Source organism: Paenibacillus sp. J31R30, from assembly GCF_059692115.1.
In genome coordinates this window covers 226737-250006 of record NZ_JCAUAV010000003.1, presented here as the reverse complement: position 1 = coordinate 250006, position 23270 = coordinate 226737, and the positions used below count along the sequence as shown (strand labels likewise).

Annotated in this window: 17 protein-coding genes; 4 read left to right on the top strand and 13 right to left on the bottom strand. The window is 46.2% G+C overall.

The window, feature by feature from the left end:
* Window positions 1–3: 3 nt before the first annotated feature.
* Window positions 4–1152, bottom strand: a complete 1149-nt coding sequence (locus AC58QO_RS12830) for a glucose-1-phosphate adenylyltransferase (protein WP_497265946.1) — start codon at window positions 1150–1152, stop codon at window positions 4–6.
* A complete protein-coding gene (gene glgB / locus AC58QO_RS12825; RefSeq protein ID WP_497265944.1) occupies window positions 1095–3101 on the bottom strand; it encodes a 1,4-alpha-glucan branching protein GlgB in 2007 nt (668 codons plus the stop codon). The genes AC58QO_RS12830 and glgB overlap by 58 nt, the downstream gene beginning before the upstream one ends.
* Window positions 3102–3282: 181 nt before the next feature.
* On the opposite strand from glgB, the gene AC58QO_RS12820 reads away from it, so the two are divergent.
* The 3 genes from AC58QO_RS12820 to AC58QO_RS12810 are packed head-to-tail and all read left to right on the top strand — an operon-like array spanning window position 3283 to window position 6038.
* Window positions 3283–4404 (top strand): peptidylprolyl isomerase, encoded by a 1122-nt coding sequence (locus AC58QO_RS12820; RefSeq protein ID WP_497265942.1) that lies wholly within the window; start codon window positions 3283–3285, stop codon window positions 4402–4404.
* Window positions 4405–4454: 50 nt separating this feature from the next.
* Window positions 4455–5321: a class I SAM-dependent methyltransferase gene (locus AC58QO_RS12815; protein ID WP_477593474.1), complete on the top strand. Its 867-nt coding sequence runs from the start codon at window positions 4455–4457 to the stop codon at window positions 5319–5321.
* A 3-nt stretch (window positions 5322–5324) separates the two neighbouring features.
* Window positions 5325–6038, top strand: a complete 714-nt coding sequence (locus tag AC58QO_RS12810) for an RluA family pseudouridine synthase (RefSeq protein ID WP_497265940.1) — start codon at window positions 5325–5327, stop codon at window positions 6036–6038.
* A 9-nt stretch (window positions 6039–6047) separates the two neighbouring features.
* On the opposite strand, the gene AC58QO_RS12805 is transcribed toward AC58QO_RS12810, so the two are convergent.
* Window positions 6048–6452 carry a MarR family winged helix-turn-helix transcriptional regulator gene (locus AC58QO_RS12805; protein WP_497267470.1) on the bottom strand — a complete coding sequence of 135 codons (405 nt, stop codon included), beginning with the start codon at window positions 6450–6452 and terminating at the stop codon, window positions 6048–6050.
* 334 nt (window positions 6453–6786) lie between these two features.
* Here AC58QO_RS12805 and AC58QO_RS12800 point away from each other — a divergent pair, with 334 nt between their 5' ends.
* The gene (locus AC58QO_RS12800; RefSeq protein ID WP_497265938.1) at window positions 6787–6954 is read left to right on the top strand and encodes a hypothetical protein; all 168 of its coding nucleotides are present in this window, start codon (window positions 6787–6789) and stop codon (window positions 6952–6954) included.
* Here the strand turns inward: AC58QO_RS12800 and gyrA are convergent.
* The 10 genes from gyrA to nth form a co-directional block, all read right to left on the bottom strand.
* Window positions 6945–9386, bottom strand: coding sequence for a DNA gyrase subunit A (gene gyrA / locus AC58QO_RS12795; protein ID WP_497267468.1), 2442 nt, complete (start codon window positions 9384–9386; stop codon window positions 6945–6947). The two genes, AC58QO_RS12800 and gyrA, sit on opposite strands and share 10 nt — an antisense overlap.
* A gap of 24 nt (window positions 9387–9410) precedes the next feature.
* Window positions 9411–11384: a DNA topoisomerase IV subunit B gene (parE, locus tag AC58QO_RS12790; protein ID WP_497265936.1), complete on the bottom strand. Its 1974-nt coding sequence runs from the start codon at window positions 11382–11384 to the stop codon at window positions 9411–9413.
* 27 nt (window positions 11385–11411) lie between these two features.
* Window positions 11412–12404 (bottom strand): DUF2705 family protein, encoded by a 993-nt coding sequence (locus tag AC58QO_RS12785; RefSeq protein ID WP_497265934.1) that lies wholly within the window; start codon window positions 12402–12404, stop codon window positions 11412–11414.
* Window positions 12405–12419: 15 nt separating this feature from the next.
* Complete coding sequence (locus tag AC58QO_RS12780) at window positions 12420–13382, bottom strand: ABC transporter ATP-binding protein (RefSeq protein WP_497265932.1); 963 nt, start codon at window positions 13380–13382, stop codon at window positions 12420–12422.
* Window positions 13383–13394: 12 nt separating this feature from the next.
* On the bottom strand, window positions 13395–14210 hold the full coding sequence (locus AC58QO_RS12775) for a GDSL-type esterase/lipase family protein (RefSeq protein WP_497265930.1): 816 nt from the start codon (window positions 14208–14210) through the stop codon (window positions 13395–13397).
* A gap of 214 nt (window positions 14211–14424) precedes the next feature.
* Window positions 14425–16272 carry an ABC transporter ATP-binding protein gene (locus AC58QO_RS12770; protein WP_497265928.1) on the bottom strand — a complete coding sequence of 616 codons (1848 nt, stop codon included), beginning with the start codon at window positions 16270–16272 and terminating at the stop codon, window positions 14425–14427.
* On the bottom strand, window positions 16269–18110 hold the full coding sequence (locus AC58QO_RS12765; RefSeq protein ID WP_497265926.1) for an ABC transporter ATP-binding protein: 1842 nt from the start codon (window positions 18108–18110) through the stop codon (window positions 16269–16271). Before AC58QO_RS12765 ends, AC58QO_RS12770 begins: the two co-directional genes overlap by 4 nt.
* A gap of 263 nt (window positions 18111–18373) precedes the next feature.
* Window positions 18374–22084, bottom strand: coding sequence for a dynamin family protein (locus AC58QO_RS12760; protein WP_497265924.1), 3711 nt, complete (start codon window positions 22082–22084; stop codon window positions 18374–18376).
* An 87-nt stretch (window positions 22085–22171) separates the two neighbouring features.
* Window positions 22172–22447: a hypothetical protein gene (locus AC58QO_RS12755; protein WP_028554377.1), complete on the bottom strand. Its 276-nt coding sequence runs from the start codon at window positions 22445–22447 to the stop codon at window positions 22172–22174.
* 25 nt (window positions 22448–22472) lie between these two features.
* Window positions 22473–23144, bottom strand: coding sequence for an endonuclease III (gene nth, locus AC58QO_RS12750; RefSeq protein WP_497265923.1), 672 nt, complete (start codon window positions 23142–23144; stop codon window positions 22473–22475).
* Window positions 23145–23270 lie beyond the last annotated feature (126 nt).

Here is a 23270-nt window from a genome sequence, read left to right as displayed (position 1 = left end):
ATATCATCCCTTCTGATTAGCGTAGCCTGTTACCCGTTCGTTACCGCCAATAAGCACAATTTCACCATTACCGTCAACAACTGCACCATCTTCAACGACCGTATTTTCACCAATAATCGCTTTGATAATCGTAACGTTATTACCAATCTTCGCATTCGGCATGATAACGGAATCCTTAATGTGACTGCCTTCGCCAACTTGAACACCGAAGAATAAGACAGAATGCTCGACATCGCCGAAGATAGCACAGCCCTCGTTCACCAAGGAGCGCTTTATATTCGCAGTCGGCGCTACATATTGAGCTGGCTGGTATGGATTCTGAGAATACACACGCCAGTCTTTATCATTTAAGTTAAGCTCGTTATTCTCGTCCAACAGGTCCATATTCGCTTCCCATAAGCTATCAATGGTACCGACGTCCTTCCAATAGCCTTGGAATGGATAAGCAAACATTCTCGCTTCATCCTTCAACATCATCGGAATGATATCTTTACCAAAATCTTTACTGGATTCTGGATTCGCTTCATCTTCGAGTAAATACGATTTCAATGCTTTCCAGTTAAAAATGTAAATTCCCATCGAAGCTAAGTTGGAGTTCGCTTCCTTCGGCTTTTCAGCGAATTCTGTAATCTCCTGCTTCTCGTTTACGCTCATGATGCCGAAACGGCTCGTTTCTTCCCATTTCACTTCGATAACGGCGATCGTTGCGTCTGCTTTTTTCTCTTTATGATAGTTAAGCATGAGATCGTAATCCATTTTATAAATATGGTCACCCGAGATGACCAAGACGTATTCTGGATCATATTGTTCAATAAACCCAATATTGCGATAAATAGCGTTCGCTGTTCCTTTGTACCAGTCGCCGCCTTTTTGCTCCATGAACGGAGGCAGCACCGTAACACCGCCATACTTGCGGTCAAGATCCCAAGAGCTTCCAATACCAATGTACGTATTAAGCACCAGTGGCTGATACTGGGTAAGAACACCAACGGTATCAATTCCTGAATTCGTACAATTGCTGAGTGTAAAATCAATGATGCGATATTTGCCGCCAAAGTGAACAGCTGGCTTAGCTAAATTGTTGGTCAGTACGCCTAATCTTCGCCCTTCTCCTCCAGCGAGGAGCATGGCAACACATTCTTTACTGCGCATATTTGATTTCCCCCTTCAACTTCATCATGATCTGTTTGGAATTCACTCACACACTTGATATAGACAGCCGCAAGCGGCGGAATACATAGCGATAAACTATACGGATGACCATGCATGGCACTTGCTCTACTTGTGATCGGTAATGAGTTCCCTTGTCCGGAACCACCAAACTCAGCAGCATCGCTATTAAATACAACCTCGTATAAACCTAACTTCGGAACGCCGATCCGATAATCCGGATGAACAACAGGTGTGAAATTACACACGAGAATCAATTCATCCTCCGGCAGTTTCCCTTTTCGCATATAAGTGACAACACTTTGGCTCTCGTCATGGGGATTAATCCATGCAAAGCCTTCTGGATCGTGATCCAGCTGCCAAAGCGCTGGTTCTTTCAAATAAAACTGATTGAGCGACTTCACATAATGGTGCATCTGCTCATGCTTCTCGTAGCCATCTAACAGAAACCAGTCCAGCTCCTCGAGATCCTTCCACTCGTCGAATTGACCGAATTCACTGCCCATGAAGAGCAGCTTTTTCCCTGGATGTCCTGACATGTAGCCATATAATACCCGTAAGTTAGCAAACTTCTGCCAATAGTCTCCTGGCATCTTATGCAAGAGTGAACGCTTACCATGCACGACTTCATCATGTGAGAGTGGAAGAACATAGTTTTCGCTCCAAGCGTACATGAACGAGAAAGTGATCAGCTTGTGATTGTACCTGCGGTGGATCGGATCCAACTTCATATACTTCAGCATATCGTTCATCCAGCCCATATTCCACTTGTAGTTAAATCCAAGCCCACCTTTATGAACAGGCGCCGTCACAAGCGGCCAATCCGTGGAGTCTTCTGCCATCATCAGGGCATTTGGAAAATACGAGAAAACCACTTGATTCAGCTTGCGAATGAACGCAACCGCCTCTAAATTCTCCTCGCCTCCAAGTTGATTCTGGATAGGCACTTCATCCCATCTGCCGAAATTGAGATGTAGCATGGAAGCAACAGCATCCACTCTTATACCATCCATATGATACATATCCATCCAAAATACGGCATTTGAAATTAAGAAGCTCTGCACCTCAGGTCTTCCGAAGTCAAAGGTGAGTGTCCCCCATTCCAGTTTTTCCGCTTTGCGAGGGTCTTCGTATTCATATAAGGGTTTCCCATCGAACAATCGCAATCCATGACTGTCCTTACAGAAATGGCCTGGAACCCAGTCCATAATTACCCCGATGCCCTTCTGATGACAGCGATCAACGAATCGCATGAAATCCTTTGGCGCACCATGGCGGCTTGTTACCGAATAGTATCCGGTTGCTTGATAGCCCCAAGATCGATCAAAGGGGTGTTCGGCCAGCGGCATCACCTCAATATGGGTATATCCCATTTCCACCGCATAATCCACTAATTCACCCGTTAATTGTTCGTAGGTATACTGTTCCTCACTTAACCGGTCTTTCTTACGCCAAGTACCAAGATGTACTTCGTAGATAGAGAGCGGTTTATTGTACGCTGGTACTTCTTTCTTCTGCAGCTGCCAAGCCTGATCCTGCCATTCGTACCCACCCAAATCAACAACTCTCGAAGCTGTTCCAGGTCTTAATTCCGAATAAAAGGCATAGGGGTCTGCTTTTAATAAAATCTGACCCGTTTGGCTATGAATTTCGTACTTGTAATAGTCGCCTTCACTTGCCTCAGGAATAAAGATCATCCAGAGTCCTAACGAACTAATCTTTTCCATTCTATGCTCGCCGGATTGCCAATCGTTGAAATCTCCAAGTACATACACGTTTCTTGCATGCGGTGCCCATACGGCGAATCGAACACCTTCATGCCCTTTTTCATTGCTAACATGTGCCCCTAAGATACGATAACTGTGGAAAAGGGATCCTTCATGAAGCAGAAACAAATCCTCGGAGCTGGGTATGCCAACATTTGCTCCCACATTATCCCCCCTAATTCGACATGTCTTTGCTCTAAGATGCGTGTTGCAAATCGTCTCTACCTCTACAAATACAACAAACAGGTAAGGAATTCCTTCAATTCACAGTGAATAAAAAAAAGGAAATCTCTCAACCTTCGGTGAATTATTGGTATGACATGAATTGAAAGGTGGATCACTCATAATGAAAGATAAAGTAAAAGGACTTATTGTAGGATTAACCATTGGTTCTGTTTTAAGCGGAACCGTAGCTTTTGCAGCAGGAACACAGATTGAAGTAGCCTTCCGCAATCTGACGTACATGTTTGATGGTGTCGAAAAAGCGCCAACGGATGCCAAAGGCTTTATTTATGAAGGCACTACCTATGTGCCCCTACGCTTCATGAGCGACTCGCTTGGCAAGAAAGTGGAGTGGGATGATGCAACAAGTACCATTTGGGTTGGCAATAATCCGAATCAAGTGGTTGCAGCATACAAAGGCGGGACTGTGACGAAGGGCGCATTCGATGCTTTCTTTAATCTCAAAGCATTGTTCAATAGTTCGCATGCTGCCTCTAAAGATAATGTGGAATACCAGACTAGTGTACTCAAGGAATTAGTTACGAACCGGATTCTTTATAGCCGCTCATCGGAAGCTGATCAAGAAGCTGCTAAGAAAAGTGCCGGTGCACAAGTTGCTGCTTGGAAACAGCAATTTGGTGAAGATAAATTTAAAGCTGACCTGAAAAACGCAAAAGTGACAGAGAGTGATCTGCAGTATTATCTCGTAGGCAGTATGACTGCGAATAATTTCGTGAAATCTAGTGTTACGGATGCTCAGTTGAAAGCGCAGTATGAGGCGACCCTTGCAGCGAATAAAGATGCGTTTACGATCGCTTCCGTGCGTCATATTTTGATCGGACTTACGGACCCAGAAGGTAAAGCGGTTCGTACCAAAGAAGAAGCTCTTACGCTTGCCAAAGATGTTCAACAAAAGTTGAAAAATAACGGAGACTTCACAGCGCTGGCTAAGCAATATTCCGATGATCCAGGTTCTAAGGAAAATGGGGGTCTATACGCTGATGCCGATGTTAGCCAGTGGGTAGAAGGATTCAAAAACGCAGCTATCAATCAAACCGTTGGTACTATCGGCGATCCGGTTGAAACCGAGTATGGCTATCACGTGATTAAAGTGGAATCGCGCTCTGTTAAACCTTTGAATGCGGTGAAAGATTCACTGCGTGTGTCACTTGAACAAGCATATTACCAACAATTCGCCGAAAAAGAACTGCCTGGATTGATTGAAAAGATCGATTTAGGTAAATAAATGGTGTACAATGAATGTTTAAGTCTATAAGTTGAAGGATGGATTACAGCATGTTTTATGCAAAAGATTGGGTCGATTATGAGCTGCTCGATACTGGCGGCGGCGAAAAGCTAGAACGCTGGGGTACGATTGTACTTCGCAGACCCGACCCGCAAATTATTTGGCCTCTACAGAAAGAAACACCGGCTTGGCGTCAAGCTGATGCGCATTATCACCGCAGCTCCAGCGGCGGCGGTCAATGGCAGCAGAACGCAGAGCTCCCAGAGCGCTGGACGATCACTTACGATCAGAAGCTGACCTTTTATATTAAGCCAACTAGCTTTAAACATACGGGTCTGTTCCCTGAGCAAGCGGTCAATTGGAAATGGATGATGGACAAGATTAAAGGTGCTGGTCGTCCGATCAAAGTACTTAACCTCTTCGCTTACACAGGCGGGGCAACACTAGCATGTGCCCACGCTGGCGCTGAAGTATGCCACGTGGATGCTTCCAAAGGGGTTGTGCAATGGGCGAAGGAAAATCTGCATCTAAGCGGTATGGGCTCCAGACCTGTTCGATTCATTACGGATGATGTTTTCAAATTCGTACAAAGAGAACAACGCCGCGGCAGCAAATACGATGCCATCATTATGGATCCACCTTCGTACGGACGGGGACCTAACGGTGAAACGTGGAAATTGGAGGATGACCTCTTCCCGTTCATTCAGACGTGCCAATCTATTTTGACGGACAACCCGTTGTTCCTGTTGATCAATTCCTATACAACTGGAATCTCGGCCACTGTGCTCCAGAATATTTTGACAATGGCGATGAAAGAAAAGCATGGCGGAACGATCTCCAGCGGTGAAATCGGCCTTCCGATCACGCATTCCGGTCTTATGCTCCCTTGCGGTATTCTCGGACGCTGGGAGGCGTAATTGGTGGCAGGATTCAAAGAAGGTTACGGCGCATCGCAAATTCCGATTTTGTTCGAAGACAACCACATTCTCGTGGTTGAGAAGCCCGTCAACATGCCCACGCAGGAAGATGAGTCTCGTGATCTCGACTTGCTGAACGCCTTGAAGGCCGATCTCAAGGAGCGCTACAACAAGCCCGGCAATGTCTACCTCGGGCTTGTTCATCGCTTGGATCGTCCCGTTGGCGGCGTCATGGTCTTCGCCAAAACGTCAAAAGCCGCGTCCCGACTTTCGGACGCGGTACGAACAAGGCAGCTCGACAAGACGTACGTCGCTGTCGTGCACGGTAAACCCTCCCAGCCGGCCGCTACGCTGCGCCACTGGCTGTGGAAGGATACGCGGACGAATACTGTCAGCGTGGTCAAGGCAGGCCAGCAGGACGCCAAGGAGGCGGTGCTGGACTATAAGCTGCTCGGCAGCCAAGACGGGCTCAGCTTGATCCAGATCAAGCTGCACACCGGGCGGCCGCATCAGATCCGCGTGCAGCTGGCTGCCATTGGCTGCACGCTGTACGGGGACCAGCGCTACGGCAGCGCTGTGAACAAACCAGGCCAACAGCTCGCGCTGTGGGCCACGGCTCTTGCCTTTGAGCATCCTGTGCTCAAAGAAAACATGCACTTCCGGTCGCTGCCGCCGGTGCAGCGGCCGTGGAACGAATTTACCATCCCCGAGTTATGAGGGGATGAACTAGTTCGCAACCTTGCCCAATAAATAAATAAGCAATTTTTGATTATGAGCGGAAACGCGATTCAGGTACGAATCCAACAGTTCTTCACGGATTCCACGGCCTCTCTCGCATTCCGCTTTTCCTTTGTCCGTGACGTGAATCCAGACAATTCTACGGTCCTTTTCATCACGCACACGAATAATTAACTCCGCTTTTTCCATCCGGTCTAATAAGGTTGTAACGGCTGCAGGTGTCGTGGATAAGTACTCGATTAAATCCGAAGGCTTCATGCGTTCATGGACCAGGAGCAATTCTAGTACATTCAACTGTCCTTCCGTGATCGTAGGGGCTAAACCTACCTCCATCTGATTTTTCAATTCCTTCGATAATTTTAGCCATAACTTTCCGAATTCATCGGAATACATCCTCATCAACTCGCTTCCATTTTCACCTATTTACAGCAAGTATAGCACGCCTTTTCGCTAGTTTAAAGTTTAATGCCATTAATATTTTCTTACAAAAATTGCAAGTTACATGGACATGCTGCGGGATGCTGAAGCCTAGTGTCGAGCCCTCGCAGAGTTTGTCAACTCTTGTTCAGAATGACAAGCGAATCGACTTCTTTTAACAAGTTGCCCATTGCTCACATATACTGATCGAAGGTGTCATGCACCCTTGTAGACAACAGCGAGTCCCTATTCTTTCGTAGATCTTTGATATGCAAGGCTGCTGTTAACTAACTTTCAAGGAGTGATTTGTGTGGAAGCTTGGAAAATGGAGTTAGGCAAAAAAGCGTTGGAAGCAGGCATGCTGAAAGACCCACAGTGGCTGGATCGATTAGACGAACCGATGCCCCTGTGGGTCTTATTAGAGTTAGCTTTTACATTGATTGAGAAATTGGATCCACCAACGATTAGTTACGATTGAGGAAAGCGTAAAATCTCGACAATCGATTCTGTTTTATTCACTGGAATGAGTGATTTACCTTGTGATTTGCGATCTTCGAGCGGAGCAGTTTCTGTTGAGAAGCGATGCTTCTCGCCAGTGCTCATAACAGCCGTAACCACGTAATCCATTTTCACAATGAATGTCCGGATTAAGGCTGAACCGTTAGGTCTGACACGCTTACCTTCCTTGAACTCGAAGGTAATAATCCCCTTCCCGCCGCGACCTTGAATTGGATAATCCACAACGAGAGATCGCTTAGCATACCCGAGGTCCGAGATGACCAGTACTTCCCCTTCATCCCCATAAATCCACTCAGCAGACACGACTTCATCGTCTTCTTTGAGCTGGATGCCGCGCACACCCGCGGCCGCACGGCCCATCGGGTTTACTTCTTCCTCACGGAAACGGATGCTCATGCCCTGCTTCGTGACGAGAAGAATTTCCTTCGTATTGTCACTCATCTGAACGTGCAATACTTCATCTTGTTCGCCAAGCTTACACGCCACAATCGCATTGGAGCGGTTCGTCATGTACTCTTTAAGCTCTGTACGCTTGACTTGACCTTTGCGAGTAACGAACACAAGTGATTTCGTCGGATCATCGAAGCCTTTCACTGGTATCACATTCACGATGCGATCTTCCTTCGCAATCGGGATGACATTCACGATCGCGGTGCCGTTCTCTTTCCACTTATACTCTGGCACTTGATGGACAGGCAATAAGTAATACTGCCCCTTCTTCGTAAAGATCAACAAGCTTTCGATCGTGTTGACATCCAGCAAGAAGCGAAGATAATCGCCTTCCTTCATGCCTGTATTCTCAAGCTCACCACCCGAACGCGTGAAGGATAGTTTGCTAGTTCGTTTCAAGTAACCTTCGTTGGACAAGGTGACCAGCACATCTTCAGCGTTTACAAGGACTTCAAGATTAACTTTCAATTCCTCGACTTCACCTTGAATTTCCGAGCGGCGATCGATCCCATATTTCTTGCGGATTTCGCCCATCTCATCTTTAATGACGCCTAGAAGTTTCTTTAAGCTGCCGAGAATCCCGCGCAAGTACGCAATCGTTTTCTCAACATCTTTCAATTCCTTCTCCAGCGTTGTAATCTCCAAATTCGTTAGACGGTATAATTGCAGGACGAGGATGGCATCAGCTTGTCGTTCTGAAAAATGAAACTTCTCTACGAGATTATTTTGTGCGTCCTGCCGATTTTTCGAAGCTTTAATCGTCGCAATAACCTCATCCAATATATTCAGAGCTTTAACAAGCCCTTCGAGGACATGCGCCCGATCTTCCGCTTTCTCCAACTCATATTGCGAACGGAACGTTACAACCTCTTTCTGGTGCCCAATATAAGCTTCCAGAATCTCGCGAATACCGAGCTGACGAGGCGCTTTATTCACAATTGCAACCATGTTGAAGTTATAGGTGACTTGCAAATCCGTTTTCTTCAGCAAATAGGCTAAAATCCCTTGTGCATCCGCTTCCTTTTTGAGCTCGATCACGATACGAAGCCCATTCCGTCCACTTTCATCCCGCACTTCGGCGATACCCTCGATTTTCTTCTCCAGACGGATGTTCTCCATCGCAGTAACTAACCGAGATTTTACGACTTGGTAGGGGATTTCTGTAATAACAATTTGCTGTCTGCCGCCGCGCATTTCTTCGATCGCGGTTTTGGAACGGATATAAATACGTCCTTTACCTGTTCGGTAAGCCTCACGAATGCCTTCTTCCCCCATGATGATCCCTGAGGTAGGGAAATCCGGGCCTTTGACAATCGCCATTAATTCGTCAACCGTAATTTCAGGTTTATCGATCATAGCGGTACAAGCGTCAATGATTTCACGCAGATTATGAGGCGGAATTTCCGTCGCAAAGCCTGCTGAGATCCCACTAACACCGTTTACTAGCAAATTCGGATAACGCGCAGGCAACACAACCGGTTCTTTGGTTGAATTATCAAAGTTATCTTTAAACATCACGGTGCGCTTCTCAATATCGCGCAGCAATTCCATCGCGATCTCCGATAAACGCGCCTCCGTATAACGCATAGCTGCCGGTGGATCATCGTCTAAGGAACCCCAGTTCCCGTGACCATCCACGAGTGTATGTCCCATTTTCCAAGGCTGCGCCATACGAACCATACCATCATAAATCGACGAATCACCATGAGGATGATAGTTACCCATGACATCCCCAACGGTTTTCGCTGATTTCCGATACGGCTTATCTGGCGTGTTGCCTGAGTCGTACATCGCGTACAAAACACGACGTTGAACAGGCTTCAAGCCGTCTCTAACGTCGGGGATTGCGCGATCCTGAATGATATATTTGGAATACCGACCGAAGCGATCGCCAACGATCTCCTCCAGAAAGGCTGGTAAAAACTCTTCTAAAATGCTCACTTTCACGTCACCACTCTTTGTTTTCTACTCAACATATTCCGTAAAATCAACGTTTTCTATAATCCATCTCTTACGTGGATCTACTTTATCGCCCATCAATGTTGTCACGCGACGCTCTGCTTTGGCGGCATCTTCAATCTGTACCTGAAGCAGTGTTCGGCTTTCCGGATTCATCGTCGTTTCCCACAGCTGATCCGGATTCATCTCGCCTAATCCTTTATAGCGCTGAAGCTCCGTATTTTTGCCGAGTTCCTTGACGACAACCTGCAGTTGATCGTCCGTCCAAGCGTATTTATGACCACCATTTTTACCTTTTCTCGTCACTTTATACAGGGGAGGCTGTGCAATATATACTTTACCAGCATCGATTAGCGGCTTCATATAACGATAGAAGAAGGTTAAAAGCAGCACTTGAATGTGTGCGCCGTCTGTATCCGCATCCGTCATTAGAATGATCTTGCCGTAATTCGTCTCTTCTGCTTCGAACTCAGATCCAACGCCTGCACCAATAGCTGCAATAATGGCCTTATACTCTTCATTTTTCAAAATATCTAGCAGCTTCGCTTTCTCCGGATTCATCGGCTTGCCCTTCAACGGCAAAATCGCTTGATGCTTCGAATCGCGTCCTTGCTTCGCAGATCCACCGGCGGAATCACCTTCCACGATGAACAGCTCATTCCGTTGCAAATCCTTCGATTGTGCTGGAGTCAGCTTACCATTCAGGTTGGAGCTCTCGCTCTTGCCTTTCTTGCCGCTGCGAATTTCTTCACGCGCTTTACGCGCTGCTTCTCTCGCTCTTGATGCTTGTACGGCCTTTTTCAACATCATTTGTGCGATTTGTGGATTTTCTTCAAGGAAAACCGTCATTTTGTCGGACACAACGGCGTCCACTGCACTACGCGCAATTGCACTGCCTAATTGGTCCTTGGTTTGGCCTACGAACTCGACATCGCCCATTTTGATATTGATAACGACCATCATACCTTCTCTGAGATCCGTACCGTCGAGGTTTTTATCCTTTTCCTTGAGAATGCCCCCTTTACGGGCATATTCATTCATTACACGAGTATAAGCTGTTTTGAAGCCTGTCTCGTGGGTTCCACCGCCGCGGGTAGGAATCGAGTTAACAAACGAAGCAATTGTCTCTGTGTAGCCATCATTGTATTGCAACGCGACTTCAACTTCAATTTCATCCTTCTCAGAGGCAAAATGAATCACAGGATGCAGCACAGTCTTCTCTTCATTCAAGAAGGCTACAAATTGACTGGCTCCGCCTTCGTACTGGAACGAATCCACTTTATCTGTGCGTTCGTCCTTCAGGTTAACCTGAAGTCCGGAATTGAGGAATGCAATTTCTTGCAAACGCTCAGCGAGTGTATCGTAATTAATCGTTGTTCCGCCTTGAAAGACTCGTTTATCCGGTTTAAACGTTACTTTCGTTCCTGTCCGATTGGTATTACCGATAACCTCAAGTCCAGTTACAGGTTCACCGACATGCTCGATGCCTTTATCATCTACCCAATATTCAAAGCGCATCTTGTGCACTTTGCCATCGCGGTTAATCTCAACCTCTAGCCACTCTGAAAGGGCGTTAGTCACGGACGCACCAACACCATGCAAACCTCCAGATTTCTTATAGCCTGATCCACCGAATTTACCGCCTGCATGCAGGATGGTAAAGACGACTTGCGGCGTAGGAACACCTGTCTTATGCATACCGGTAGGAATACCGCGGCCATTATCCTGTACGGTAACCGATTGATCTTTATGTATCGTGACATTAATTTTGGAACAATGCTTCGCCAGATGCTCATCGACTGCATTATCTACGATTTCCCAGATCAGATGATGAAGACCTGAAGAACTGGTACTGCCGATGTACATCCCTGGTCTTTTACGAACGGCAACAAGCCCTTCGAGGACTTGAATATCATCTGCTTCGTAATCCGTCACGGGTGTCGGGGCTTTCCCTTTCGCAAATTCTAGCTGCTCAGCCATTGGAGCCCTCCTTTATCTCTTTGATCACTAATTTAAAATATCTTTGCGCGAAAATACGGTAAACGATACGATTAGCGCCACGATCGTCCATACGCTTAACACACTAAGCGAGAACGCTAAATCCATACCTTGAATGGGCGGGATCCCTCCAGTCAAATATTTCGTCAGGTCCAGATTGACCATAAACAAATATTTGGCCGTTTCCCACGAGGAAACCATGTTGGAAAGAATGGTCCCTGATATTAATACGGCAAGCATGACCCCCATACCTGCTGCGGTTGATCGAATTAGTACAGAAAGCATGAGCGACATGATCGCTACGACGATTGCTGTAAACCATACTAAGCCGAACTCCATCAAGAGGAAGAACCATTGGTCTACGGCACGCACTCGACTAAAATCGACATCCGCCCCTGACAACTGTATGCCTGTGAAGATTGGCATGTTCCACCCGTTATAGCCGAAAACAATCCCTGAAATCAAGTAACAAATCAATCCCGTGGACAAAACAGTCAGCGAAGTGAAGAAGACAACGGTAATTAATTTACTCAATAGGATTTTCCAACGCCTGACCGGTCTTGTCAACAATAATTTAATAGTCCCCGTAGAATGCTCAGATGATACGATATCTGCCGAAATGACCATGATAATCAACGGAATAAATAGTCCGACGGCATTTTTCACAAATTCTCGTGTAAATGTAACCGCATTCGGTGAGCTTGGATTCACATCTTTATCCAGATAGTAGTTGGCAATTTGAATTTGAACACGCAGCTGCTGCTTCCACTCATCCGGTGTTCTTGCTGAACTGAGGCGTTTTTCCCAATCGGTCACTTTTTGGCGCTGGTCCGCCTTCCAATCCGATGTTCCAAATTGCTTCTGTGTATGTTGAGCAACTCGCATTTGAGCATAAGTGAACATGGGAATTAAAGCAAGAAGAATAAGTAGAATGACATAAAATCGCTTTTTCTTAATCATTTTAATCATTTCATTTTTAACCAAAGCATATAAACCTGTCAATGGATTCACCTTCTCTTACTCTATTCGTTCCCCTTCAGTTAAACGCAAGAACAAATCTTCGAGTGTTGGATTTTTGATTTCTACCGCGTACAGGCTAACTCCTTTTTCAATCAAAAGTTGACTTAGCTTAGGAATGTCCGCTTGATCCATTTGTGTTGAAATCTGTCTCACCGCTGATGGCAAGCTTGTTAAGTTATCCGATTCCACAGCAATCGCCGAAAGTACCAACTCTGATGATTGGAGTATGCGTTCCGCTTCTGCACTAGGTGAAACCGTCCATACAACCCTTCCGCCTTGAGCTATAAGTTCATCTACAGCACCTACTTGAATGACCTCGCCATGACTAATAATGGCTACGCGATGACACATTTGCTGAAGCTCGCTGAGCAAGTGGCTAGAGACGAACAAACTAAGGCCATCCGCAGCTAATCGTTGTATAAACTCCCTCATTTCTTTGATACCTTGTGGATCAAGACCGTTCGTTGGCTCGTCCAAAATCAGAAGACTTGGCCGCCCTAATAAAGCTTGCGCTATCCCTAAACGCTGGCGCATGCCAAGTGAATAGGTGCGCACTTTATCATGAATGCGCTGATCCATCGAGACAATTTCTACAACCTCTTGAATCCGATTCTCATCCACATCGGGCAGCATACGGGCAAAATGCTCGAGATTCTCCCAGCCTGTGAGATAGGAATAAAGCTCAGGATTTTCAACGATACAGCCCACTTTTCTCATGGCTTCGTCATGTTCCTTATGAACATCAAATCCACAAATATGTATGGTCCCTTCCGTAGGACGTATTAAATCAACTAGCATACGAATTGTCGTTGTTTTACCTGAACCATTGGGACCAAGGAAACCAAAGATCTCTCCCGCATACACATCGAAGGAAATGCCTTTGATGATTTCTTTGTTTTTAATGCTTTTTTTCAAATTACTAACGGATAGAACGATATTAGGCGAAGCTGCTACAGCCATCTCTCATGCCCCCTATTTTAAAATTTGGACAATCCGCTCCGCAATCCGTTCATAGCCGTCCCCATTGGGATGAAAATGATCCGCGGAAGATAAATATTTGATCAAATTTTGCTCAAATAGGTCGTAAGTAGGAACGATGAGCATCTGTGGATATTGATTCGTGAGCTTAAACACGCCGTTATTCCATCGTTGCACGGTTAAGGAGCCCTCTCTTGTTGGATCTAGATCAAGGAATGGGTGATATAAACCGATATATAATAGCGTTGCTTTCGGGTTGGCTTTGTTAATTGCGGAAGTGATCTTCTCCATTTTGGCTAGTGCAGGGTCTACCCGCTTTTCTGCGGCCTCCGGATTAAATTCCGTTTGGTTAGTACCTTTGAATAGCCCTTCCCCTCCTGCAAAAATATCATTTCCACCAATGGTTAGCAAAATGATATCGGCTTGAGCAAGCGCATCTTGTGTCTTTTTCAATGCTAAATCAGCAAGAAGCTGATCGCTTTTGTAACCAGGAATGGCGAGATTATTTAGTACAAAAACGGGCTTACCGCTCTCTTTTTCCAGCTTTTCGCGGACGCGTCCAACATAACCTTTGCCCGTATTATCACCTGTTCCTGCTGTGAGCGAATCCCCTAGGGCTACAATTTGCAGCTTGCTGCTGCTCTCAATAATGGATGGTTTCGTTGGAACTGGCGTGGCGAGCTGCAAATCTCCAGATGCCTTGGGAAACCATATCTGATTCGCCGCGTAAGCAAAGCCAACAGCGAAAACAATGGTAGAAATGGATGCGGTTAAACCAATGGCACCCCAGATGAAACGAGATGATTTCAATGCTGTCCCCTCCTGCGAATAATTGGCATATTTCCAATTTAAGAGTATAGCTTCTCGTCAAATTTTGCAAACATTGTGGAAATGTTTAGGAAAGGGATTCATGTGGATAGTGCTTTAGGAGGACAAAATTGGGAAATAGGGAATTAGGAGTCGATGACTACAGAAAAAGCTGCTTAACCACATTCATGTGGCTAAGCAGCTACTCTCATGATGCCTACACAGCATCCTGCAAAAATTTATACTGGGCTTGGATCAAGCCGTAATAGATTTTTTTCTCCTTCATGAGCTCATCATGATTACCGATTTCCATCATGCGTCCGTGATCGAGCACGACGATTTTGTCCGCATTACGAATCGTAGACAGGCGATGCGCCACGATAAAGGACGTACGACCCGCTAGGAGTGTCTTGAGTGCCTCTTGGATTTTCAGCTCGGTATCTGTGTCGATACTTGCTGTCGCTTCATCCAGGATGAGCACACGCGGATTCGCTAGCAGCGCTCTTGCAAATGAAATCAATTGGCGTTGACCCATCGACAGCACATTACCGCGCTCTTGCACCTCAGTATTGTAGCCATTCGGCAGCAGTGTGATAAAATCATGCGCATGCACAGCTTTCGCAACCTGTTCGATCTCATCATCTGTAGCATCTAATCGACCAAAGCGAATGTTATCGCGAATCGTGCCCGAGAAAATAAATGTATCTTGCAGCACGACGCCGATTTGGGAGCGCAGACTTTGGATCGTCACCTCACGAATGTTAGTGCCATCGATCTCAATGTGTCCCTGATTGGGGTCATAGAAGCGACAAAGTAAATTCATGATCGTACTTTTCCCTGAGCCGGTATGACCAACTAATGCGATCGATTGGCCTGCCGTTACATCCAAATTGATACCATTCAATGCAGGCCGTCCTGGCTCATACTCGAAAACGAGGTCCTTGAACTTCACATTCCCCTCGACGTGAGGTAAATCCTTCGCACCCTCGATTTCAGCCACAGTCGGCTTCTCATCGATAAATTCAAAAATCCGTTCTGCCGAAGCCATCGCAATCAAAAGCTGTGAGTACATCTGCCCTAATCGCGTAATAGGTTCCCAGAAATACCCAATGTAAGTAGCGAATGCAACTAGTAGACCAACGGTGATTTCTTCTTTTTGAATCAAATGCGCACCCAACCAGAACAAGATACAATAACCAATCGCACCTGTAATTTCAATGAGAGGACCAAACGATTGATTGAGCATCGATGCTCGGTTCCAGGCCAACCGATTGGTCATATTCATTTTCGAGAAAAACTGAATGTTCTCTTTCTCCTGTGTGTAAGCCTGTGTGACCCGAATCCCTTGAATACACTCATTCAAATGGGCATTTAAGCGGGATTGCTTCATGGTAACGTCCTGCCACGAGCGGCGAATTTTGGTCCGAAGCTTCGTCGATATCATAAACATAATCGGAACCGTTACAATGATTGAAGCACCTAATTTAAAATTGAATGACAGCAAAATAATGATGATACCGACCAGTTGAACAACATCGATCAATAAGTTCACGACACCGTTCGTAAATAGATCTTGCAACGAATTGACATAGTTCGTCACACGAACGAGTACAGATCCGGCAGGTCTTGTATCAAAGAAGCGAAATGAGAGCTTTTGAATATGACTAAAGAGATCATGACGCAGATCATAAATGACACGCTGCCCGATCATATTCGTATATTTGATACGAAATGTATTGGCTATCCATTGAATCAGATATACACCGAGCATGATACCAACAATAAGCACAAGTAATTTCGAATCCTTTGGAATGATAGCATTGTCAATCGCTTTACTGATGAGTAGTGGAACTGTCAATTTCGTAATTGCGCCTAAAAGCATCATGATAATGATAATCGGCAGCAATTGTTTGCGATAAGGCTTCATATAACTAAACAAGCGTTTTAATTGGCCCCAGTCAAAAGGCTTTTCGATCAATTCGTCATCTTGATAGACAAATCGATGCCCTGTTTGAGAGTCTGGATTTGGTGAAGCTCCCTCAACTTGCTTTGATGGATTACTCAATTTGCCAACCTTCTTTCTGGCGTAGAGGCAGAGGTAATTGGTGCCTCTACGGAATCTGCCGCATTCCCCTCTTCAAGGGCAGCCGCTGCTTGGTTCTTCGCAGTTTGGTTTTGCGGTCCGTCCGAATATTGAATGTCATAAGTTTGACGGTACAAACCATCTTGCTGTAATAGCTCTTGGTGCGTACCTCTTTGAATAATTCGTCCTTTATCAAGTACAATAATTTCATCCGCGTGCTTCAATGAGGAGATCCGATGTGCAATGATGAACGTCGTTCGACCTGCCATAACTTCTCCAAAACCAGCTTGAATCTCATGCTCTGTTTCCATATCCACCGCACTTGTAGCATCGTCTAACACGAGAATTTTCGGATCTTTGATCAAGGCTCTAGCGATCGCAATCCGCTGCTTCTGACCGCCGGACAGTCCAAGTCCACGTTCACCAACAAGTGTGTCATAGCCTTCAGGCAGCTCCGAAATGAAGTCATGCGCTTTGGCTAATTTGGCTGCACGGACAATCTCGTCCATCGTTACATCCTTGCGGCCATAAGCGATATTGTTACGAATGGTAGATGAAAATAGGAACGTTTCTTGGAAAACGGTTGAAATCTGGCTGCGGTAGCTTTCCAACTGCAAGGAACGAATATCTTTTCCATCCAGCATAACTTTGCCTTCTTTGACGTTGTAGGCTCTCATTAGGAGCGAGATCACGGTTGTTTTCCCCGAGCCCGTGCTTCCTAAGAGTCCAATCACGGAGCCTGGAGGCGCATCCAAGGTAAAATCATATAAGGAAGGTTGTTTCTCGGGATAAGCGAAAGTCACATGATCAAATTTGACATGACCGTCGACTTTTGTCAGCGCTGCTGCATTTTCGCTATCTTTGACGTGCATGTAATGATGAAGGACATCAAGGATTTTTTCCCCGGAAGCTTTGGTTTGCGTAAAGTTATTAATATGAAAGCCTAAGCCCCACATCGGCCCGATTATGTACCAAATGAGACTAAAGCAGGCTACCAATTCGCCTAGTGAAATCGTACCGTTAATAACCATGTAGCCGCCAGCCCCGAGTAGAATGACGACACTCAAATTCGCAAGAATCTCCATGATTGGAAAATACTTCGCCCAAATCCCTGACGACCCAATATTCATGGACTTATAATCTTCATTGCGCGTTGCAAACTTGGAAATTTCATGCGGTTCGCGAGCAAATGATTTAACAGTCCGTACACCCGTAATATTTTCTTGAACAGCCGTCGTCATCGTACTTAGGGACTGACGCACCATCCGGAAGGCTGGGTGAATCTTGCCTTCAAAACGGACTGCCGTAAAGGCCAGAAATGGCATCGTAATCATCGTAAGTAAAGCTAGCTTCCAGTTGATGGAGAACATCATGCCCATTCCAAAAACGAGCATTAACAATACGTTCAGGATTTGCGCAAAGCCAAAGCCAATAAATTGGCGAATACCTTCCAAATCGGCTGTCAGCCTGGACATTAAGTCTCCTGTTCTCGCTTGATCGTAGTACTGGAACGACAGATATTGCAGCTTGTTGTAAAGCGCATTCCGTAAGTGGAACGCAACACGGTTTCCTAAGCGACCCCCGCACAAACCATGCAAAAACTGGAACATCCCTTTCATAGAAACAACAACAACAACGATGAGTGCCAGTCGCGGCACAAGGTCAAATTGCTTCTTGGTGATCACTTCGTCAATTAAATACCGAAGTAAATTGGGGTACACCAAGCCGAGCGCGGTAGCGATTGCAAGACATGCAATGGCTCCAAAAAACAGTTTTTTCTCTGGCCAAAAATATGGCTTCAGTTGCCTGAATACATCCACTTTGGGCCCTCCTTAAAAGGATAGATTTGAAACGCTTATAATGTGTGAACACTTTATGAATCTTAACACCATCACTATATGTGAGCAATTCGAGGATACTCGGATTTAAACGCTTAAATAGGCATAAATTCACAAAATCGTGTAGTAATCCCCCCTATTCTTTTAAATCATCGGGATAACCGCCAATGAAAGCCCTTACATGAGCAATCCAAAAAAAGGGGCAACTAAGTTCCTCAGAACCTAGTTCCCCTTTTGTTAATTGGCTAAACAAATGCCTTCAACTGATGCTGTTTGGATATGAGTTCATCCAAATCAATCTTCATTTGGAGTGCATCGCGAAGCCCTTCTGCATGTTCTTTGACCTGCTGCTCCATGATCGATTTCTGAGCAGCCAGCCAATTTTCCAATTGGATGCCATAAGCTTGTTCAAGTTGGGCCGTTTGCCCCTCAATAAACGCAACTACTGGCGCATTGATCCGATTCTCCAATTCAGTTCTCAACTTGCTTTTCCCATCACCTTCGAAAAATTGCTTCGCACTCTTGAAATAACTCTGGAGCAGCTTCAAGCTCACTTCCGATGCTTCAAGCTTCGTCGTTACCTCAGGTGTCACAAAGGCATTGGGCTCATAGGAAGCCTTCTCAAAGCCTTCTAACAGCAAGCTCAGCTCCTCGCCCCAGCGATTCATCCGTTTGGTGCTAATGAGATTCATACGATTCTCTACACGAAGCGTGGTAGCTAATACTTCTTGTGATAGATCATGCCCAATCATACGCAACAACTCGTTCCATGCGAATTGAAGTGCTGCTTTCGGATCTTTGGCTTCGTCTCGGAACGTAGAAGGATTGAATGCGAAATTATACAGCTCGCCAAATCGATACATTGTACGTTGTTTGACGTAATACATCAACTCTTGAATTTCTTTCTTCAATTCCTTCAACTCAGCATCATACCGGGTATCATCAAGCAGATCTAAACCTTGCTGTTCGGACTCATCCAGCATGATCAACTGCAGCCTGCGCTCTTCCTCACCTGATTGTGCCCGCTCCAACCACTTCTGCATGGTTCCGATTGCTCGATGCAGTTCTAAGTTAGCCGAATGTATCGCCACATCACTGAGCTCGTTCAAGGTAAACTGAACAAATTGCTGCTCAAATGGCTGTATACCTGATTGCGCGATTAGGCTTTCATTGCCGTTAATTTTACCTTCAGCCGCCAAATAACTGGAAATTGGATATATGCGCGGATGACGAATGCCATGCTGCACTAAATTCGTTTCCACGTGCTGAACGACACCTGCTAGCTCCTCAGAGCTTGCCGCCAAATCAGCCGCATTCACGATGAAAAACATTTTATCCATTTCAAAGCTATCCTTGACCCGTCCAAGCTGCAGCAGAAACTCACGATCTGCCTGGGAAAAAGCATGGTTATAATAAGTGACGAAAAGGATGGCATCTGCATTCTTGATATAGTTAAAAGCGACACCCGTATGGCGGGCATTAATGGAATCTGCCCCTGGTGTATCAACAAAAATGATGCCTTGATCCGTCAATGGATTCGAATAATATAATTCAATAAATTCAACAAAGCAGGACTTGTGCTCTTCTGCCACATAGCCAGAGAATTCTTCCTTTGTGATTCGGAGTTCAGTTCCCAAATTAGTAGAGGCTGCTTCCCAGCCTTTTTCTACGGCTTTCAGGAAGGAGAAGTGCGGTTTTCCTTTGGCCGTCACATCTGCAGGTGAAAGCTGACCGATCCGTTTAAGTGCGGATGTCATATCGGTAGCTTCAACGCCAAGGATTTGAAGTGAATAAAGCACATCCTCAAGAATGGCGTCTGCCTTCTTCATCTTGACCTTAGCTGTGCCATGCGGCCAGCCTTCCGTCGGCGGCATGATCTTGTTGATTGCCGCGGTCGTCGGGTTCGGCGACACCGGCAGCACCCGTTCGCCAATCAACGCATTGGCGAACGAAGACTTGCCGGCGCTGAACGCGCCGAACAGCGCAATCGTGAACGTCCGCTGCCGCAGACGTTCCGCTTTCTCGCGCATGGAGCGCGCGAGTGATCTCATCGACGGCAGCCCGTCGATGAGGCTGGAGGCCGCCTGCAAGTCAGCGGCCTTGCGCTCCATGCGCTTGCCGTGTTCACCTGTGGTGAACACTGATGACGGCTGTGAGACAGCAGCTGGCTCCGCGGGAGCAGCTGCTGTTATACCCGCAGCCGCCGAAGCTGTCGCGGCGGCCTGCAAGATCGTGCCCATGGAGGTCACGTGCAGGTTAGCCCCGCTCAGCGGGGCTGCTGCCGGCTCCTCCATGGCCGTGTACTGCTGCGCATCCGGCAGCGCCGGCGCAGACGGTCTTTCCCAGCTGGCCATGCGCAGCAGCTGGGTCTCTGCCGCAGCCTCGGCTTCCTCGAGGCGGGCGAGCTCGCGGCAGGCGCTCAGCCGGCCGCTCAGGGCTTCAAGCTCAGCCGCTAGCGCAGCGGCGGCTGGGCGTGAGCTATCGCGGACAGCATCCGCGATGAGGTCAATCACCGCAAACGCCAGTTTGCGGTACTGCAGCCTCAGCTCGCCAGCTAGCTGCTTCATGTAGTTTAGCGTGTACTCGCCGCCAAAAGACGCACCTGTATTCACCTGGGACGCAATCAAGGCGCCAGTTACTTCCACCTTCAGCGCTTCAATTTGAGCGATCAGCGCAGTATCGTGCTGACCTTGCTCATTTGCCGCTTTTTTTAGTGCATCTCGCAAGTGCCAGTCCAGCTGCGCTTCCACTTGCTCAGCCAAATCCGTCTGAAACGCTATCAGCCGTTTCTCTTGCTCTGCAGCGGTTTGTGCCGCGCGATTAAAAAATCCAACCTTAAATCCTGGCTTACGGCTCTCCAAGTAAGCATTTGCATAATCCCGTGTCAAAGAAGGCGTTATATTAGCATTCTCGATAATGGCGCCAACATCTTTACGAAGTTCAGTAGTCAGCGTTTCTGGCAAGCTTTTCAGCACAGTCAGCTCTTCTTGCTTGGCAACCGACAGCCCTTGAACTTCTTCGACGTCACCTTCCTGACTGATCGTTTCCAGTAATTCCGCCTTTTGCGATTCATGCTGCTCAGCCAGCCATTTGCTATGCTCAGCTGCCAAATAACGCGCAGAAGCGTCGATACTATAGCTGCGCAAGATATCTCCGTGCTCAATAAGACGGCTCAAGAGCCATTGCAGCTTGGAGTATTCATTATGCGGATGAGCAGGCTCTTTCATCGTTACGAACAGCAAATCATCCGGCTCAATACCCCAATTTAAGAAAGCTTGCTTCGTTCCCGATTGATACTGCGCGAAAGGAAGCTCCCACTCCTTATGCTTATCGATCATATTGACAACCAGATAGAGCGGTTTGCCCCACTCCTTCATTTTCTTCGTAAAAGCAAGATTCACTTCGGATTGCACATGATTATAGTCCATGACATAGAAGACCACATCAGCTAGATGTAAAGCGGATTCGGTGGATTGATGATGCGCATCATCCGTGGAATCAATACCCGGGGTATCTAACAATGCTGTATCATCGCCGAGAAATGAAATCGGATATGTGATTTCAACCGTTTCTATATCTGTTCCATTCACACAATATGCCTCAAGTTCGCTGAGAGGAATGGTCGTCGTTTTCCCTTGGGGGGTGAGTATTCCTTCCTGACTACGATGCGTCACATGCGCACCTGGCTGTCCATTCCGAATGCTAACAATGTTAGCACTAGTCGGAATAGGGCTGGAAGGCAACAAGGCCTGCCCACAAAGCTGATTAATGAGCGTTGATTTACCAGCAGAGAAATGCCCGCAGAACGCAATGTTCATGCGACCACTATCGAGTTTATCCAGCAACTGCCCCATTTTCGCGGCATTATCATGATCTCCTGCATGCGCAAGCACTTGCTGCATATTCTTTAGCGCATCCGGCATGACCGCGATGCTTCTAGCTACCAATTGCGTCATTCGTTCATTCCGCTCCTCTATCATTTAATTATTCAGTATGCATGCCATGTCTACAGAAAAAAAATCTCCCAAAGGGAGATTCTGGACTTACGTGAGGGCAATTTTCTCTTTTTCCGGAAGGAAAATTTCAAAAACGTCACGATGCTGAAGAATCGTAATATCCGAATCCTTCACTTTCATCACGACAACCTCGGATTTTGTTTTCATTTTGTCTATGTAATTCTGAGGAACCTCACCGGATTCACTGACAGTTACACCTTCAATGACTTTTTCCTCATTATCGGCTAGTGGTGTGTTGATAACCTGCTCATAAATATCGGAGAACAATTCGAAGCTATTGGTATATACGGCGATGCATTTCATTTCAATCCCATCCTTTGTCTGCATTTCATTTGTTTGTAATAGTTTTCCTAATCGGCTTTGGTTTCATACGTTTCTTCCCCTCGCGGCAATTGTCCAATAACGGACATAGCGTGCAATTGGGGTTTTGTGCCTTACAGTGATATCGACCAAAGAATATCAATCGATGATGTGTTTGCGTCCATTCGTCTCGTGGTACTTTCTTCATTAGCTTCTTTTCAACTTCAAGTACGGAATCATCCCAGCCGACAAGTCCTAAACGCTTGGAGACTCGTTCCACATGTGTGTCTACCGCAATAGCCGGTACGCCGAAAGCGTTCGAAACAACAACATTAGCTGTCTTACGTCCAACGCCAGGCAATTCAACCAATTGCTCATGCTTCTCAGGAATTTCACCACCGAACTTGTCCAGTAGCAATTGACACAGCTTATGAATATGACTAGCCTTGTTTCGAAATAGTCCGATCCGACGGATGTCTTGCTCCAATTCCTCTAAAGGAACTGCCAAATAGTCTTCGGGACGTTTGTACTTCTCGAACAAGTCTTTGGTAACCTTATTCACGGTTTCATCCGTACACTGAGCTGATAGCAAGACAGCAATCGTTAATTCAAATGGATTACTGTGGTTCAGCTCACAATGAGCATCCGGATATAATTCACCGATGGTATCCAGAATATGTCTTACTGTCTTCTGCGTCATAGCTGATCTTCCTTAGGGTCGTAATATTCTCCAGTTTAGCGAATTGTAAGGTCAGAATCAATCCTTGAAAGCGTCAAAATGCGAACATTTTCTAAAAAATAAACATTTTTTTTTGAAATTAAGAAA

Coding starts and splice junctions, on each gene's coding strand:
- AC58QO_RS12820 (WP_497265942.1), top strand. CDS start 3,283: ATGAAAGATAAAGTAAAAGGACTTATTGTAGGATTAACCATTGGTTCT.
- AC58QO_RS12805 (WP_497267470.1), bottom strand. CDS start 6,452: ATGTATTCCGATGAATTCGGAAAGTTATGGCTAAAATTATCGAAGGAA.
- nth (WP_497265923.1), bottom strand. CDS start 23,144: ATGACGCAGAAGACAGTAAGACATATTCTGGATACCATCGGTGAATTA.
- AC58QO_RS12755 (WP_028554377.1), bottom strand. CDS start 22,447: ATGAAATGCATCGCCGTATATACCAATAGCTTCGAATTGTTCTCCGAT.
- AC58QO_RS12830 (WP_497265946.1), bottom strand. CDS start 1,152: ATGCGCAGTAAAGAATGTGTTGCCATGCTCCTCGCTGGAGGAGAAGGG.
- AC58QO_RS12815 (WP_477593474.1), top strand. CDS start 4,455: ATGTTTTATGCAAAAGATTGGGTCGATTATGAGCTGCTCGATACTGGC.
- parE (WP_497265936.1), bottom strand. CDS start 11,384: ATGGCTGAGCAGCTAGAATTTGCGAAAGGGAAAGCCCCGACACCCGTG.
- AC58QO_RS12760 (WP_497265924.1), bottom strand. CDS start 22,084: ATGACGCAATTGGTAGCTAGAAGCATCGCGGTCATGCCGGATGCGCTA.
- AC58QO_RS12780 (WP_497265932.1), bottom strand. CDS start 13,382: ATGGCTGTAGCAGCTTCGCCTAATATCGTTCTATCCGTTAGTAATTTG.